Source organism: Thermosporothrix sp. COM3, from assembly GCF_059696735.1.
The window spans coordinates 6,505,161-6,520,444 of the sequence record NZ_AP019376.1 but is presented as its reverse complement, the minus strand read 5'-3'; the positions used below and the strand labels follow the sequence as shown (position 1 = coordinate 6,520,444).

Annotated in this window: 13 protein-coding genes; 7 read left to right on the top strand and 6 right to left on the bottom strand. The window is 52.6% G+C overall.

Annotation, left to right across the window (positions count from 1 at the left end; all coding sequences use genetic code 11):
- Window positions 1-120 precede the first annotated feature (120 nt).
- The 3 genes from KTH_RS27865 to KTH_RS27855 all read left to right on the top strand — a co-directional run bounded on the left by KTH_RS27865 (window position 121) and on the right by KTH_RS27855 (window position 2,893).
- The gene (locus KTH_RS27865; protein WP_497622144.1) at window positions 121-630 is read left to right on the top strand and encodes a hypothetical protein; all 510 of its coding nucleotides are present in this window, start codon (window positions 121-123) and stop codon (window positions 628-630) included.
- 123 nt (window positions 631-753) lie between these two features.
- Window positions 754-1,188 (top strand): OsmC family protein, encoded by a 435-nt coding sequence (locus tag KTH_RS27860; RefSeq protein WP_111320211.1) that lies wholly within the window; start codon window positions 754-756, stop codon window positions 1,186-1,188.
- A gap of 268 nt (window positions 1,189-1,456) precedes the next feature.
- Window positions 1,457-2,893 carry an aminotransferase class V-fold PLP-dependent enzyme gene (locus KTH_RS27855; RefSeq protein ID WP_497622142.1) on the top strand — a complete coding sequence of 479 codons (1,437 nt, stop codon included), beginning with the start codon at window positions 1,457-1,459 and terminating at the stop codon, window positions 2,891-2,893.
- 46 nt (window positions 2,894-2,939) lie between these two features.
- Here the strand turns inward: KTH_RS27855 and KTH_RS27850 are convergent, their stop codons facing one another.
- A complete protein-coding gene (locus KTH_RS27850) occupies window positions 2,940-4,988 on the bottom strand; it encodes a WD40 repeat domain-containing serine/threonine protein kinase (protein WP_497622140.1) in 2,049 nt (682 codons plus the stop codon).
- Between the two features lie 193 nt (window positions 4,989-5,181).
- On the opposite strand from KTH_RS27850, the gene KTH_RS27845 reads away from it, so the two are divergent.
- Together KTH_RS27845 and KTH_RS27840 are read left to right on the top strand one after the other, a co-directional pair.
- Complete coding sequence (locus KTH_RS27845) at window positions 5,182-5,958, top strand: arylamine N-acetyltransferase family protein (RefSeq protein WP_497622138.1); 777 nt, start codon at window positions 5,182-5,184, stop codon at window positions 5,956-5,958.
- A 90-nt stretch (window positions 5,959-6,048) separates the two neighbouring features.
- A complete protein-coding gene (locus KTH_RS27840; protein WP_497622137.1) occupies window positions 6,049-6,255 on the top strand; it encodes a DUF2795 domain-containing protein in 207 nt (68 codons plus the stop codon).
- 38 nt (window positions 6,256-6,293) lie between these two features.
- On the opposite strand, the gene KTH_RS27835 is transcribed toward KTH_RS27840, so the two are convergent.
- The 5 genes from KTH_RS27835 to KTH_RS27815 all read right to left on the bottom strand — a co-directional run bounded on the left by KTH_RS27835 (window position 6,294) and on the right by KTH_RS27815 (window position 12,625).
- Complete coding sequence (locus tag KTH_RS27835) at window positions 6,294-7,241, bottom strand: glycosyltransferase (RefSeq protein WP_170142452.1); 948 nt, start codon at window positions 7,239-7,241, stop codon at window positions 6,294-6,296.
- Between the two features lie 219 nt (window positions 7,242-7,460).
- A complete protein-coding gene (xylA, locus tag KTH_RS27830; RefSeq protein ID WP_111320197.1) occupies window positions 7,461-8,654 on the bottom strand; it encodes a xylose isomerase in 1,194 nt (397 codons plus the stop codon).
- Window positions 8,655-8,849: 195 nt separating this feature from the next.
- Window positions 8,850-10,469: a solute symporter family protein gene (locus tag KTH_RS27825; RefSeq protein ID WP_497622135.1), complete on the bottom strand. Its 1,620-nt coding sequence runs from the start codon at window positions 10,467-10,469 to the stop codon at window positions 8,850-8,852.
- Window positions 10,466-10,816: a DUF485 domain-containing protein gene (locus tag KTH_RS27820; protein WP_111320195.1), complete on the bottom strand. Its 351-nt coding sequence runs from the start codon at window positions 10,814-10,816 to the stop codon at window positions 10,466-10,468. Before KTH_RS27820 ends, KTH_RS27825 begins: the two co-directional genes overlap by 4 nt.
- A 321-nt stretch (window positions 10,817-11,137) precedes the next feature.
- Entirely contained in the window at window positions 11,138-12,625 is a 1,488-nt protein-coding gene (locus KTH_RS27815) for a response regulator (RefSeq protein WP_111320193.1), read from the bottom strand.
- Between the two features lie 477 nt (window positions 12,626-13,102).
- Here KTH_RS27815 and groES point away from each other — a divergent pair, with 477 nt between their 5' ends.
- Complete coding sequence (gene groES / locus KTH_RS27810) at window positions 13,103-13,393, top strand: co-chaperone GroES (protein ID WP_111320191.1); 291 nt, start codon at window positions 13,103-13,105, stop codon at window positions 13,391-13,393.
- A gap of 88 nt (window positions 13,394-13,481) precedes the next feature.
- On the top strand, window positions 13,482-15,110 hold the full coding sequence (groL, locus tag KTH_RS27805; protein WP_111320189.1) for a chaperonin GroEL: 1,629 nt from the start codon (window positions 13,482-13,484) through the stop codon (window positions 15,108-15,110).
- The last annotated feature ends 174 nt before the right edge of the window (window positions 15,111-15,284 follow it).

The window sequence follows — 15,284 nt, the reverse complement described above, 5'->3', positions numbered from 1 at the left end:
TCTCAATTGGAGAGCGAGTTTCTATTTTTAAAATCACAGAAACAGCAACACCTTGAGCGACGTGTTAGCCCCTGACAGGAGAAAATCAGCAGCTGATCTCAAGAACAGGAAGGGGAGAGTATGAAGAAACAGGCCTCATATGCACATTTCACGCCGCAAAAGACACTGCTACGGTCTGCGTTGCTTGGCTTCGCTATCGGACTTCGTTCAATGGCCGGTCCCGTCCTCCTGGAATGGACAAAAGCTCGGAAGATTCAATCGGACAATCAGCTCATCACCTTACTTACTTCTCGTTTTACCCGCAACCTGACAACCTTACTTGCCTCGGGCGAGCTCATCGGTGATAAGTTGCCTATCCTGCCACCACGTACAAAAGGGCTGCCCTTGCTCACGCGGCTGGGATTTGGTGCTCTCGGAGGATACAGTCTCGGTCGAGGCACCGGGCAGTTGCGGCTGCCCTCGGCGCTATTAGGAGCGCTGGGTGCAGGTCTGGGTGCGTATGCGGGAACCCATGCTCGCTCATTTCTGGCGAAAAAGACACACATTCCCGATCCCATTGCGGGATTGCTTGAAGACGGCCTGACCTATACACTAGGCCTGCTGGCGCTCCGGGAGGACACACAGCACTAGCGCCTCTCCCATTCGGTGGATGCCATAGCTGTTCCAACTCATGACGTGATATAGTAGATACAGTAGTTATGCCTGAACTCTCCTATTGATATATCAGCTTAATAGTGAAGGAGATTTTGCACTATGGCAATTCGTAAAGCAACCGCTGAATGGAAAGGTTCCCTGCAAGACGGAAAGGGACATATGAAGCTTGGAAGCGGTGTCTTCGAGGGCGACTATTCCTTCCGTTCACGCATGGGTGATGATACCAGCATCACAAATCCCGAAGAGCTTATCGCGGCAGCGCACGCAGGCTGCTACTCAATGGCCTTGAACGCGGCTCTGGGCAAGGCTGGCTACAATCCAACCAGCGTCCAGACGACTGCCAACGTCCATTTCACGCCAAAAGATGGGGGCTTCGCAATCAACCCCATTGAGCTGGAAACCGTTGCTGTTGTCCCGGGCATCGACGAGGCAAAATTCCAGGAAATCGCCGAAGATGCAAAGAAGAACTGCCCGGTTTCAAAAGCGCTGGCCGCCGTCGATATCCGCTTAAAGGCGACGCTCAAGCAGGCATAGCCCACAACTTGCAAAGATGAGCAAAAGACACAGGAACAAGCGATCTTCCTGTGTCTTTTTTTCTGCCTCTACCTTTTCTCGAATCAGAGGCAAGAACGGGCAGGCAAAAGCTGACTTACATTATCAACTCTATCAACTCTACTTCCTATGCAATTCACATAGAAGTGATACTTGATATTTCAATACTGGATAGAGTATACTTCGATACAAGGAAGCATTCCCTCCCCCCAAAAGAAGGAACAAGTATATTTTGGAAGGAAACGCACCAATGACAATGACAGCGGATACCCGGCAAACCAAACGACCCAATGCACAGCGACCACGCGTGGTAGGCGTGAAGACAGAAGTTCCTCTTTACAACGGCGAACGAGTACGTTATGTCAATCTCGATAGCGCTGCCAGCACCTCACCACTGGTCAAAGTTCGGCAGGCGGTAGATGATTTTCTTCCCTGGTATTCCAGCGTCCATCGCGGCTCTGGCTATAAATCCCGCCTCTCCACTCACCTTTACGAAAAGGCTCGCGATGCAGTGATGCGCTTTGTTGGAGCCACCCCTGCGACACATGTCGTAATATTTGTGCGCAATACAACCGAAGCGATCAATCTGCTTTCCCATCGCATCCAGCTTGAACCGGATGAGCTGGTCCTGAGCACTCGTATGGAACATCACTCGAACCTGCTTCCCTGGTTCCGTCGCGCCCACGAGATCATTGATGTCACAGCGGAAGGGCGTATTGATATGGAGGCTCTGGAACAGCGGCTTCAGCATCATAATGGCAAGGTACGTCTTGTCACTATTACCGCAGCATCCAATGTCAGCGGCCTGATCACCGATATTCGGCGCGCCGCGCGGCTTGCTCACGCACATGGCGCATTGATCGCCGTCGATGCCGCACAGCTTGCACCCCACCGCACCCTGGATATGGGCACTCCGGGCACTGCCGATGCCATCGATATTGTGGCCTTCTCAGGACATAAGCTCTATGCTCCCTATGGCACTGGTGCGCTGGTTGTTCCAGCAACACTCTTTGTTGATGGGGAACCGATGCTTGTTGGAGGCGGCACCGCCTGTCTTGTCACCAACTCGGGCATCAAATGGGCAACCGGCCCCGATCTGGAAGAGGCGGGGTCTCCGAACGTCATTGGTGTGGTCGCAATGGCGGCTGCACTCGAAGAGCTCATGCGTTATGGCATGGATCGCGTCGCGGAACACGAGCGTGAGCTAACAGAATACGCTATCCGGCGACTGCAAGCGATTCCCGGGCTCAAGCTCTATGGCCCTTCCTGGGAGCATTTTTTGAGCGGGGCAGAAGACAGACTTGGTGTGATCTGCTTCAACATGGAAGGGCGCCATTATGGAGAGGTCGCGGCTATTCTGGCAAACGAATGGGGTGTTGGCGTACGCAGCGGCTGCTTCTGTGCTCATCTCTATGTGGCTCACCTGCTTGGTATCTCCGAGGAGGACGCAGCAGAAGCACGAGACCGCCTTATTGCCGGGCTTCCGGTCGATCTTCCCGGCATGGTACGTGCCAGCTTCAGCCTGAGCAACACCAAAGATGATGTTGACCGCCTGGCCTCAGGCCTGCTGGCGATCTCTCGCGGCGAGATCCGCACCGAGTACACGCGCACCGAGGAAGGCGATTTTGAGCCGGTCAATGCGCAGCACCTCTATGAAGAGCATGGCGATAGTTTCCTTCAGGCATAACCCGCAAAGCGGCAGGGAAAGGAGGTCCCTTTTCCCTGCCTGACCTTCAAACATATTTCCAGCGTTCAAGCTGCAATGTCTTATACATCAGCAGAAGTTCATCCGTCCCCTTACCCCGGGCAATGGCTTGCAGTCCCGGCACCCGTCGCGTCTGGAAGGTCAACCCCGAAGCGGTATCCCAGAGCAGCAGACAGTCGGGTAGAAAGACCGCCGCAAGGTAGCGCCCATTTGCAGACCACAACAGCAGAGAACCATCTATCACACCGGGCATAATCCCCAGACTCCGCACCCCTGTATGAACATTCCAGAGCGCTAATGCCTGCTCCGGTCCCATCACAGCCAGATATCTGCCCTCTGGAGACCAGCGAATGGCTCGTAACACACTTTGAGAGGCTGGATCATTAATGGTATGCCAGGAGGCAACGATTGTCTTGCTGGCAACGTCAAGCAGCCGCACCAGACCATTGCGATAGCCAAGCGCCAATTGTGAGCTATCAGGGGACCAATCAAGCGCCACTAACTCACTTGCTTCTGTCCCCTCAAGCAGCACCGTCACCTCCTGCCGCTTGATATTCCACACACAGAGCTTGAGGCTTTTATCCAGCAGATGGGCAGCCGCAAGCATGGTATTCTCGGGAGCCCAGGCTAGCAGTGTCCGCATCTCCTCAGATCTTCCATCTACACGCGCCTGATAGTAAGCAAGCTGTCTACCGGTGGCCGCCTCCCAGATCGAGACATAGCCACCTGTGTTTGCTGAAGCAAGGGACCTCCCATCTGCGGACCAGTTCAACGCCGAAAGAAGAAAATAACGCTCGGCAAACAGCACATGCTCCCACTCGCTCCTGAAATCCTTCAGTATCACTTCGCCCATGTCCGTACTATATGCAAGATAGCTTCCGCCGGGCGCGAGCGCCATGTTGAGGTAGAGCGTTTTTCCTGCGTCGTTCTGCTGAGGAATTATCGGTAGCTGAAACCAGGATGAGCCCAGAGAGCTTGCCAGCAAGGCGACTGCTGTTCCAGCAAGCAAACCCCGAATGATAAGCCGACGGCGCAGCACTTTTATTTTCGCCTGTGTGCTCGCTGCCAGTGCCGATGGATAGACAAGTTGCTGCACCTGCTTCCCCGATCCAGTCGGCGATGAGAATGACCCTGACAGGAGGGCCCGCCGCTGTGAAGGCAATGCGAAAAGTGCATGGTCACTGCAATAGAGCAATTGTGCCCGAACATCGGCAATCTGTCGAGGGCGACGCTGCACTTCAAGCTCAACCATCTGCATCACCAGAGACGCCAGCCTCTGCATCTGTTCCAGCCGCAACGGGGTAAACTGAAAGGGATGTTCCGCCGGGTCATCGCCAGAAAGCAGAAAATGGAGCAGAGCCCCCAGACTGTAGATGTCCGAAGCCGGTGTCGTCTGGACTTTGCCATATTGTTCGGGCGCGGCATAGCCTGGAGAGCCAAACGGGATGGTATCTTTTTCCTGCCCGGGCCTATACCGACGGGCAATCCCGAAATCGATCAGATAGAGGTGACCATCTCGGGTCAGCATGATATTCGAGGGTTTGAGATCACGATACACAATGGTCGGTTGCCGCGCATGCAGGTATTCCAGCACTTCGCAAACCTGAAGCGCTATATCCAGAATCTCGGGAAGCGGAAGTAATGGGGCAAAGGCCTGAAGGGGGCGCTTGCGTTCGAGATAGTGTTCGAGCGTCTCCCCTTGAATATACTCAAGCACAAGATACCAGTGTTCGGCATCATAAAAGTGGTCATAGAGACGGGGTACATGCGGATGCCGCAACAGAGAAAGAATTTGCACTTCTCGATGAAATGCATCTGTGGCCTCAATTGCCTGCTCCGGGGTCAGGCCTCGTAAATTGACCTGCTTGAGCGCACGGATAGTCCCATGCATACGAGTATCCGCAACCTTATACACAGCCCCAAACCCACCACTCCCGATCTGTTCGAGCAAGCGATAGCGCTGCTGTAGCAGTCTCTCTTCCTCTCCTCGCAGCAATTCAGCGCAGGCAAAACATCTTTCAACATTTGCAGCATTGGCAGCTCCACAGACCTGACAATAGCATTCTGGCTCGTTCATGGCATCTTCCCTTCTTACATCCCTTTACCTCGCTTCATATATACTCTTATTTTACTATCATTTTTGATAATTCTGCACTCACATTGATGGCGTAAACAAAGATGCATCTCTGTCCTTTTGTCCGTGGGAACAGGATTTTTTCTCTGATATAGTTTGAGCAGAATTCTTTGTATTCAGGAAGGAAAGTCAACATATGTCTCTTGATATCACTGCATACTGTCAACGTATCGGCTATACGGGCTCGCTTGAGCCCACAACTGCCGTGCTCCGCGAACTACATCGGAAGCATCTGGAAACAGTTCCATTTGAAAATCTGGATATCCACATCAAGAGGCCCATCGTGCTGGATGAAACGGCGCTGTATCAGAAAATCGTCCAGCAGCAACGGGGCGGCTTCTGCTATGAGCTAAATGGTCTGTTCGCACAGTTATTAAGTACGCTTGGATTTGAAGTAGATCGACTTTCCGCCGGGGTGAGCAATGGAGAGGGCTCCTTTGGCCCCGATTTTGACCATATGCTGCTGCGGGTTCGCTGTGTTGATAGCCCTGAAGACTGGCTGGCTGATGTTGGCTTTGGAGACTGCTTCCTTGAGCCGCTTCGCTTTGTCCTCCACGAGGAACAGGAACAGGCAAACGGCAGCTATCGTATCGAGCAGGGAGAAACGCCATACTATGTGCTGTATCGGCGTCCGCTCGGCAAGGACTGGAACATTGAACATCGCTTCACGTTAGAACCACAGCCGCTGGAAGCGTTTAACGAGATGTGTCAGTATCAACAGACCTCCCCACAATCTCACTTCACTCAGCGAGCTGTCTGTTCTCGTGTCACGCCTGATGGGCGCATTACGCTGCGTGACGACCGCCTCATTGTCACCAGAGGAACAGAGCGGATCGAATACTCGATCGCAGATCGAAATGCCTATCATCAGGCGCTACTTCAGCACTTTGGCATCTCTCTACCAACTGCATGAGTTCTCCCTGTTACGCTCTTCTACACAGGATCGTGACAGGAAAAAGGAGAACCGTGTCAGTTGTTGAAGAGCAGAAAAGGAGATACCGATATGGCAAAGATAAACCCGATTCAGGCCGAGAAATTTCTGAAAGGGGTCAATTATCCGGCCAGTAAAAAGGATCTCGTTGATTGCGCCAAAAAGAACAAGGCAGATGAGAATGTTTGCGATGTGCTGGAACAGCTTCCTGAGCAAAACTACAATAAGCCTTCCGATGTCAGTAAGGCCATTGGAGCAATCAACCGTGAGGAAAGGTAAACAATTGGGAGAGCTGTTCTACTGGCTCTCCCACATCCTTATTTCTTCCCTTCTTCTGAATCAAGTACCTCGCTCACAATATAGAGCGGACGCCTGCGAACCTCATCATAAATACGCCCGAGATACTCACCAATAATGCCCAGGAAGATGAGCTGAATGCCCCCCATAAAGAGGACCAGGATCAGAGTTGACGCCTGACCCACAATCTGCCCGGTAAACAGGCGAATAGCAGCCGCCACCAGAATACCAAGCAGACTGATAATTGCCAGAATAAAGCCAAAAGTGGTCGCCAGCTTCAAAGGCAAATGACTGAAACTGGTAATCGCGTCAAGCGAGAACTTAACCATCTTGCGCAGAGGATACTTGGTAGTTCCAGCAAAGCGCTCATGCCGCTCATAGGGCACCATGACCTGACGAAATCCAACCCAGACAGAAAGCCCACGCATAAAGCGATGCTGTTCCCGCATCTGGACCAGGACATCAACGACGTGCCGATCAAGCAAGCGAAAATCACCGGTATCACGAGGAATCCGAACAGAGGTAATGCGTTCAATCAAACGGTAAAAGAGCGCCGCCGTCCAGAGCTTAAAAAACGTCTCACCGCGCCTATGGCTTCGCTGCGCATAGACGACCTGAGCTCCTTCCTTCCAGCGCTCGATCAGTTCAGGGATAACTTCAGGCGGATCCTGCAAATCCGAGTCGATAATTACCACAGCTTTGCCTCGGGCATAATCCAGCCCGGCAGAGATCGCGATCTGGTGTCCGAAGTTGCGGGAGAAGTTAATCACCCGAACCCGCCCATCACGCGCATGGAGCTGACGCATAATCTCATACGACCCGTCACGGCTTCCATCATTTATCAGCACCAGCTCAAACGGCTCTCCAACCTCCTCCATCACGTTCACCACTGTCTGATAAAAATGGGGTAACGTCTCCTCCTCATCAAAAACAGGGGCAACAATTGAATATGTAGGGGTTGAAGGCATATCGGCGGCCTGTTCCTCCCGTCTTATCTGCTCATCTGATGGCACTACCATAACAAAAGATACCTCCCTGACAAAGACGCCTGCTTCTATGCTGTATCATCTCATTTTGCTGTTTATTATGCAATATCTCGACCGATGATGAGAGAAAGAAGACGTCCAGCCTCGCTCTTGGACGCCTTCTCGCAGGAAAATACAATACTGTCAGGAAGCGCCTACCTGCTAGCGAGTACCCAGAAGAATTTCAATCGTGAGTTGATCGAGCTTCTCATACTGATACCCGCGATTTGCCAGCACATCAACATCGAACTGAGTCCCCTTCAGTTTCTGCGCTTTCTCTTTGCTGTATTCCCCTAACAGGCCACCATATGTCTGATCGCCACCATGCAACTGCTGTAGCAGGGCCTTGATCTCAGGATCAGCGTTAAAACGGCGCACCTTCTCTTTTAACATATTGTACGTTCGCATACAACCGAGCGCGAAATCCCAGACTCCCTGCTCGTCCTCGGTGCGATAGGCGTGCGCATCAAAGTGGCGTGCGCCCGTGTAGCCCTTCTCCTCAAGCAGCTTGACCAGGAAGAACATACTCTTGATATTTTCACTACCAAAGCGGAAATCCTGATCGTAGCGCGGGCCCTTCTGATCGTTCAGGTCAATATGGAACAATTTGCCCGCGTCCAGTGCCTGAGCGACGCCATGCACAAAGTTCAAGCCTGCCATATGTTCATGGGCCACTTCCGGATTCACGCCAACCATAGAGGGATCATCCAGCGTGTTGATAAAGGCCAGCATATGTCCGATGGTTGGCAAATAAGTATCCGAACGCGGCTCATTGGGCTTGGGTTCAAGGGCAAAGCGCATCTCATAGCCCTGATCCTTCACATACTGGATCAGGAAATTAAGCGCCTCACGCATCCGCTTAACCGACTCCACCGGATCTTTTGAGGCCTCCGCATCGACGCCCTCGCGCCCGCCCCAGAAGACATAGGTTTTCGCGCCAACTTCAGCACCGAGATCGATCGCCGCCATTGTCTTCTGCAAAGCAAAGGCCCGCACGGCAGGATCAACCGCAGTAAAGGCGCCGTCCTTAAATATCGGATGGAAAAAGAGGTTTGTGGTCGCCATCGGCACCACCATATCATTGTCTGCGAGTGCTTTCTTGAACTCACGGACAATGCGGTCACGCTCCTGTGCAGATGCTCCAAAAGGAACAAGGTCGTTGTCATGGAAGCTGACCCCCCAGGCTCCCAGTTCGGCAAGCTTCTGTACTGTTTTCACCGGGGCAAGCTCGGGACGCACAAAATCACCAAAGGGATCACGCCCGCGATTCCCTACTGTCCAGAGGCCAAAACTAAACCGATCTTCTTTGCGAGGCTTATACTGATCGCTCGTTACTTCTGTGTGGGAAGAAACCATAGAATGTGGTAACTCCTTTCTACCGCTCTCACAAGATAAAAGGTTATCTATCAAGGATTAAAATCGCAAAAACAGGAGCGCTACTGATAATAGTATCACATTCTACCGAGCAAACGAGCATATTTCTATGGGGAAAAAGAGCAAAACCGACCTGCCGGGTAGGACAGGCCGGTACATATAAGAGCCTCTGGCGCTCTACTCCTCAGCATTAATGCCAAGATTTGCTCGCACATTCGTCTCGCTAAAGGCCTCCCGAGCCGCTGCATCACGTGTCAGTAGAGAAACAACAATAGCGACAAGGAAACCAAGCGGGATCGAGATCAGGCCGGGATTTTCCAGCGGGAACAGGGCCGGAGCCTGAATCAGGTGCGCAGCACTGGCAGGCGTACCAGGAGGATCAATCCCCATAATTGCCGGACTGACCACGATCAGCAGGATAGAGGAAATCAGTCCAGCCAGCATCCCGGCTATCATCCCGGCAGTATTAAAGCGCCGCCAGAACAGGGTGAGCACAATTGCCGGCACATTCGCACTTGCGGCAACCGCAAACGCCAGCCCTACCAGGAAAGCGACATTGCTATTGCGCAAGAGCAGCGCCAGCCCGATGGAGACCAAACCGATCACCACCGCCGTGACCTTCGCGACAAGCACCTGTTCGCGCTCGTTCTCTTTGCCACCCTTAATCACGTTGACCCAGATATCATGTGCAAAAGCCGAAGAGCCCGCAATGGTCAGACCGGCCACCACGGCCAGAATCGTCGCGAACGCAACTGCCGCAATAAAGGCCAGGAAAATCGGTCCACCAACGCTTTCAGCCAGCAACGGTGCCGCCAGGTTCTGATTTTTGATGTGCTCCTTTCCCACCAGCAGGGCCGCACCAAATCCCAGAAATGTCGTTAAGATGTAGAAAATGCCGATTAAGACAGTTGCCCAGACCACAGACGAGCGAGCCGTGCGTGCATTGGGCACAGTATAGAAGCGCATCAGTATGTGAGGCAGGCCCGCAGTGCCAAGCACCAGCGCCAGACCCAGAGAGATCAGGTCAAGTTGGCCAAAGGTGCCGTGATATTTCAGTCCCGGCTGCAAGAACGTTTTGGTCACGGGCACGCCCACCGTGCATTGACCATTCTTCAACACACCACCAGCGGTACAATACTGACCCGTCACATGGTTGATCGCATCAAAAAAGGCCGAAATAGAGAAGTTATAATGCGACAACACCAGTAATGAGAGCAGGAACGTTCCTCCCATCAGCAACACGGCCTTGATAATCTGCACCCATGTCGTCGCAAGCATACCGCCGAAGACCACATAACAGATCATCAGGACGCCAACGATGATAATGGCAAGGTTATAGTCAAGCGTCGGCACCAGAATATTAACCAGTGAACCTGCTCCTACCATCTGCGCGATCATATAGATCAACGTAACCGCAAGCGTTGAGATCGCCGCCACAGTGCGCACTGAGCGCTGACGTAGACGGAAGGAAAGCACATCGGCCATCGTAAACTTTCCAGTGTTGCGCAGCGGCTCCGCGACCAGAAACAGCACGGTCAGGTAGGCAACCAGGAAGCCTACCGAGTACATAAAGCCGTCATATCCGAAGAAAGCAATCAACCCGGCGATTCCTAGAAACGACGCGGCGGACATATAGTCACCAGCAACGGCCAAACCATTTTGCAGCCCACCAATGCGCCGCCCGGCTGCATAGAAGTCGGTGGTCGTACGCATACGGCGAGAGGCCCAGTACGTGACAACCAGTGTGATCACAACAATGACCCCAAACATCAGCAGGGTCTGCATCTCTTTTGTCATGCCTGCCCTCCACGTACTTTCTCAAGAATACGCTGCGCCATCGCATCGAATTTCCCGGCACGCCAGACGTAGAGTCCCATTAAGAGCCAGGTCACAATAAACTGCGAGAGGGCAAACAGATAGGCAACATTAATATTGCCCAGTACTGACGCATTCGCGAATTCAGGAACGTAGCCAACAATAATCAAAAAAGCGAAGTAATAGACCAGGAAGAAAACGGTTGCGGGGAGAATAAAATTGCGTTTTGTCCGGACCAGTGCACGAAAATCATTGTCCTGCTCGATCGCTTGCCAGTCCTGTGTAGCGGCTGTGACAGGACGTTCGCTTCGAGAGACGGCATCGTCCATAGGAGAACCTCCACAATTTCAACGGAAACAAACCGTCCAGGGCGTAAAGCAGATGCCTTACCGCCATGCATATAATAATACCCTACTTTGTAGCATAAATTGATAGAAAATGCAATGAACTGATCTACTTTCTTTGCAAAGAAAGAACATCACAAAGCAATAGCAGGGCATTGCAATTTTAATAGACATAAATACACCGATGCAATTCAGAAGAGGGGCAGGAAGTGAGGAAAGAAAGGAAAAAAAAGACAGATATATTCAACCTCCTCACAGCCGGAGGCTTTCTACAGACAAAGATGAATTGTTTCCAGGAGGGACGTGTTATACAGGCGGTTGAGAAGGTTTTGTTCCAGATGCCTCCTCATGAAGCTGTTCGGATAGTGTCCAGACCGCAAGCGTGCGCGGCAACATCGGGGAAGCTTGCTGTTGCGCCATCGGTACGTCAGCAGGTAAAGGCAGGATCAGGAAGAAGGCACAGCGATCATGGGGAAAGCTCTGAATCTCCAGATGCCCTTCATGGCGCTCGATGATCTTCCGGGCAACATAGAGCCCTGAGCCAGGCCCCTCCACGTTCCTCACATTCCGGATGCTGATAATCGCCTCGTCTCCCGACTGCTGAAGTGTGATCGTAATGGGAGCTTCCTTCGAGGCATGCTTACATGCATTCGAGAGCAGCGTGCGTAACACCTGCGCGATGCGATCGGCATCTACATCCGCTTCCAGTTCCATACCCAGAAACTGACAGGTCACACATGCATTTTGCTCAGTGCAGAACTCCTCAAGGAAGGTACGACAAAGCTCAACCAGATTCTGACGTACTCGGTGAACGATAAACTTTCCTGCATCAATGCGAGATGTGTTCAGAAGCTCCTGGACCAGCTCCTCGGTCCGCTCAAGATGACTCTCAATATCTGCAAACCCCCGGCTGACCAGTTCGGCGACGTCCGCATTGCTGAGCTTGCGTCGAATCAATTGGGTCATCTCTTTTAAGCGTGCAAGCGGCACCTTCAAATCACTGCTGACCAGACTGATAACCTTATCTTTGGTAGCATTGGCTTCAAACAGCTCATGGGTTCGCTGTTGTACCTGCAACTCAAGCGAGCGAGCATGGATTTCCAGCGCTAACTGTTGCTCTTCCACCCGCCGCCGTAACTGACATGCCTGAATTGCTCGCAACAATGCCGCGATCAGCGTATCACGATCAACGGGCTTGGGGATATAATCATATGCACCACCGCGTAGCGCTCGAATCGCCAGATCATGCTCACCATGACCGGTAATCAGCAGCACAGGGACCTCAGGTCGTACCTTACGTGCCTGCTCCAGCAGCTCGAAGCCATCCATCCCCGGCATCTTGATATCACTGATGATCGCATCGTAACGATTATCATGTATCAGGCGTAAAGCCTCGGTCGAGGATGAGGCAATATCGATACGAATGCCCGGAATACGCAGAGAGACGGTGCGCGGCAAAGCATCCAGCAGGCCCGGGTCATCATCGACTATCAGCACATAGGGAGGCGGAGTAAAGGAGGGTTGGAGGCTATCATTCTTTGTTACCAGCGAGCGCCGCGAGTCACAAAAGCGTGCAGGCAAGCCACTATGCAACCGAATCCCCACATGGTCAAGCGTAAATAGATACCAGCCGCCCGAATCCAGAGCGATTTGTCCCGGGATCCAGGATCCCAAAACATGAATCTCGATAGATTCGCCCCGCTGCAACTCATATCCATCCAGCTCCAGCCGATTTGTCTCGCTATTATACGCCAGTACACCCTTAGCGGCTATATTCTCACGTACACCAGACATACAAAAAGACTCCCCTGTTTGATCTGTACACGTGTTATCAGTTCAATATGTTTCTTTACGTTCTACATACCAGCAAAATACGTCATGGTGGAGGCGGAAACATCACAGTATTTATCTGCGTCAACGAGCCCCCGGTAAGCATAACAAATCTTTGGGGCCCGGTCATGCTTCCTGGCTAGAAATTCTCAGTGAGCACAGGACTATAGTCAGGGAGCTTGAAGCGGAGTATTTCCCGGGAGAAGAAATTCCAACATTATTCTAATATTTCTCTTACGGCTTTCTAATATTCCATATGCTATATAGTATTGCGGAACAGCAGGCATCCTCGAAGTGATGCCGTCTGTCGATCAGGAACGCTGAAAGTATTCACCAGATCCATAACTAAACCGGTTGCCTCCTCACCTTCTCCTTTACAATGAAGATAGAGAAGAAAATTGAGGCACGCTTCAACATCGATTGAAGCAAAAGGAGGAATTCATGCCTACTATTCGTCCTGTAGGTGATCGCGTCTTAGTGAAACCTGCGGCCAAAGAAGAAGTCACCCGCAGTGGTATCGTTCTTCCTGATACCGCGAAAGAGAAACCCCAGCAGGGTACAGTCGTTGCAGTGGGCAGCGGGAAACTGCTGGAGAATGGGACTCGCGTTACGATGGAAGTCAAGGAAGGGGATCAGGTACTGTTCGCGAAATATAGTGGAACAGAAGTCAAGATCGAGAACGAAGAGTACCTTGTAATGAGGGAGAGCGATATCCTGGCAGTTCTGGGATAAGGTAGAAGTTGTTTGTGTTTAGCACGTCGTCATACTGACAAGCGCAATGCTCTGTTTAGAACGTCGTGTTCAGGAGGAATAACTATTTATGGCGAAGCAACTCGTCTTCAACGATGAAGCCCGTCGATCACTGAAAAAGGGCATCGACATCCTGGCCGAAGCAGTTAAGGTGACGCTTGGCCCGAAAGGCCGTAATGTTGCTCTGGATAAGAAATTCGGCGCTCCCTCCGTTACGCATGATGGTGTCACTGTCGCAAAAGAGATTCAGCTTGAAGAGCCGTTTGAGAACATGGGTGCCCAGTTGCTCAAAGAAGCTGCCACCCGTACCAACGATGTCGCCGGAGACGGCACCACCACCGCAACCGTACTGGCGCAGGCTATCGTCACCGAGGGTCTGAAGAATCTGGCAGCCGGTGCCAACCCCATGCAGCTCAAATATGGTATCGACAGGGGCACCGAAGCCGTTGTAGAGTACATTCATAAGATGGCGATCCCTGTCGAGAGCAAGAAAGAGATCGCGCAGATCGCCTCTATCTCCGCCGCTGATGAGCAAATCGGTGAGCTGATCGCCGAGGTCATGGATAAAGTCGGCAAAGATGGCGTGATTACTGTCGAAGAGTCTCGCAGTACCCACTTCGAGACCGAGTACGTAGAAGGCATGCAGATTGATCGTGGCTACATCTCTCCCTACTTCGTCACCAACACGGAGAAGATGGAGGCCGTGATTGAGAATCCCGCCATCCTGATTACCGACAAGAAAATCAGCGCCATTCAGGATATCCTGCCCCTGCTGGAACAACTGACGCAGAGTGGCAGACGCGATATCGTCATCATTGCGGAAGATGTCGACGGTGAAGCTCTGGCAACCCTGGTTGTCAACAAACTGCGCGGTATTCTCAACGTGCTGGCCGTCAAGGCGCCCGGCTTCGGTGATCGCCGCAAGGACATGCTTCAGGATATCGCAGTGTTGACTGGCGGAACCGTCATCAGCGAGGACATGGGCCGCCGCCTCGACAGCGCCACCATCAACGATCTCGGGCAGGCTCGCCGCGTCGTTGCCCACAAAGAGGAGACGACCATTGTCGAGGGCCACGGCAAGACAGAAGACATTCAGGCCCGCGTGCGCCAGATCAAGGCCCAGATCGAGGCGACCACCAGCGACTATGACCGCGAGAAGCTACAGGAGCGTCTGGCAAAGCTGGCCGGTGGTGTTGCCATTATCAAGGTTGGCGCAGGCTCCGAGGTTGAGCTGAAATACCGCAAGACGCGCGTTGAGGATGCCCTGTCCGCGACCCGCGCTGCTGTTGAAGAAGGTCTGGTCCCCGGAGGCGGAGTCGCCCTGTTGAACGCAATTCGGGCGCTGGATACGTTACAGCTTGAGGGTGATGCTGCAACCGGCGTGAACATTCTGCGTCGCGCCCTTGAAGAGCCTCTGCGTCAGCTTGCTGTGAATGGCGGTAAAGACGGCTCGGTCATTGTTGAAGGTGTCCATCGTTACCAGCGCGAGCACTCCAATGAGCGCTTCGGCTATAATGTCCTCCATGATACCTATGTGGATATGGTCGAAGCTGGTATCATCGACCCGGCCAAGGTGACTCGCTCTGCTCTACAGAACGCAACCAGCATCGCCGCGATGATCCTGACCACCGAGGCGCTGGTTACTGATATTCCAGAAAAAGAGAAGCCCGCGGCTGCCGCAGGCATGCCCGAATACTAAACCCAGAACCTTTGACATACTAGCTACCGGTTCAGAAACCGTCGGATCAGACGCACGTGGCCCCGCGCAGATGCCCTGTGCATCTGTAGGGGTCACATTGTTCATTCCACAGTTCACCCTGACCCTACATAAAGACATCGAAAAATACAGCTCTCAAAGCTACGGTGGAGGTAT

What these genes read in the sequence shown, in the direction of transcription:
- KTH_RS27865 (WP_497622144.1), top strand. Translation starts at nt 121, where the DNA reads ATGAAGAAACAGGCCTCATATGCACATTTCACGCCGCAAAAGACACTG.
- KTH_RS27860 (WP_111320211.1), top strand. Translation starts at nt 754, where the DNA reads ATGGCAATTCGTAAAGCAACCGCTGAATGGAAAGGTTCCCTGCAAGAC.
- KTH_RS27855 (WP_497622142.1), top strand. Translation starts at nt 1,457, where the DNA reads ATGACAATGACAGCGGATACCCGGCAAACCAAACGACCCAATGCACAG.
- KTH_RS27850 (WP_497622140.1), bottom strand. Translation starts at nt 4,988, where the DNA reads ATGAACGAGCCAGAATGCTATTGTCAGGTCTGTGGAGCTGCCAATGCT.
- KTH_RS27845 (WP_497622138.1), top strand. Translation starts at nt 5,182, where the DNA reads ATGTCTCTTGATATCACTGCATACTGTCAACGTATCGGCTATACGGGC.
- KTH_RS27840 (WP_497622137.1), top strand. Translation starts at nt 6,049, where the DNA reads ATGGCAAAGATAAACCCGATTCAGGCCGAGAAATTTCTGAAAGGGGTC.
- KTH_RS27835 (WP_170142452.1), bottom strand. Translation starts at nt 7,241, where the DNA reads ATGCCTTCAACCCCTACATATTCAATTGTTGCCCCTGTTTTTGATGAG.
- xylA (WP_111320197.1), bottom strand. Translation starts at nt 8,654, where the DNA reads ATGGTTTCTTCCCACACAGAAGTAACGAGCGATCAGTATAAGCCTCGC.
- KTH_RS27825 (WP_497622135.1), bottom strand. Translation starts at nt 10,469, where the DNA reads ATGACAAAAGAGATGCAGACCCTGCTGATGTTTGGGGTCATTGTTGTG.
- KTH_RS27820 (WP_111320195.1), bottom strand. Translation starts at nt 10,816, where the DNA reads ATGGACGATGCCGTCTCTCGAAGCGAACGTCCTGTCACAGCCGCTACA.
- KTH_RS27815 (WP_111320193.1), bottom strand. Translation starts at nt 12,625, where the DNA reads ATGTCTGGTGTACGTGAGAATATAGCCGCTAAGGGTGTACTGGCGTAT.
- groES (WP_111320191.1), top strand. Translation starts at nt 13,103, where the DNA reads ATGCCTACTATTCGTCCTGTAGGTGATCGCGTCTTAGTGAAACCTGCG.
- groL (WP_111320189.1), top strand. Translation starts at nt 13,482, where the DNA reads ATGGCGAAGCAACTCGTCTTCAACGATGAAGCCCGTCGATCACTGAAA.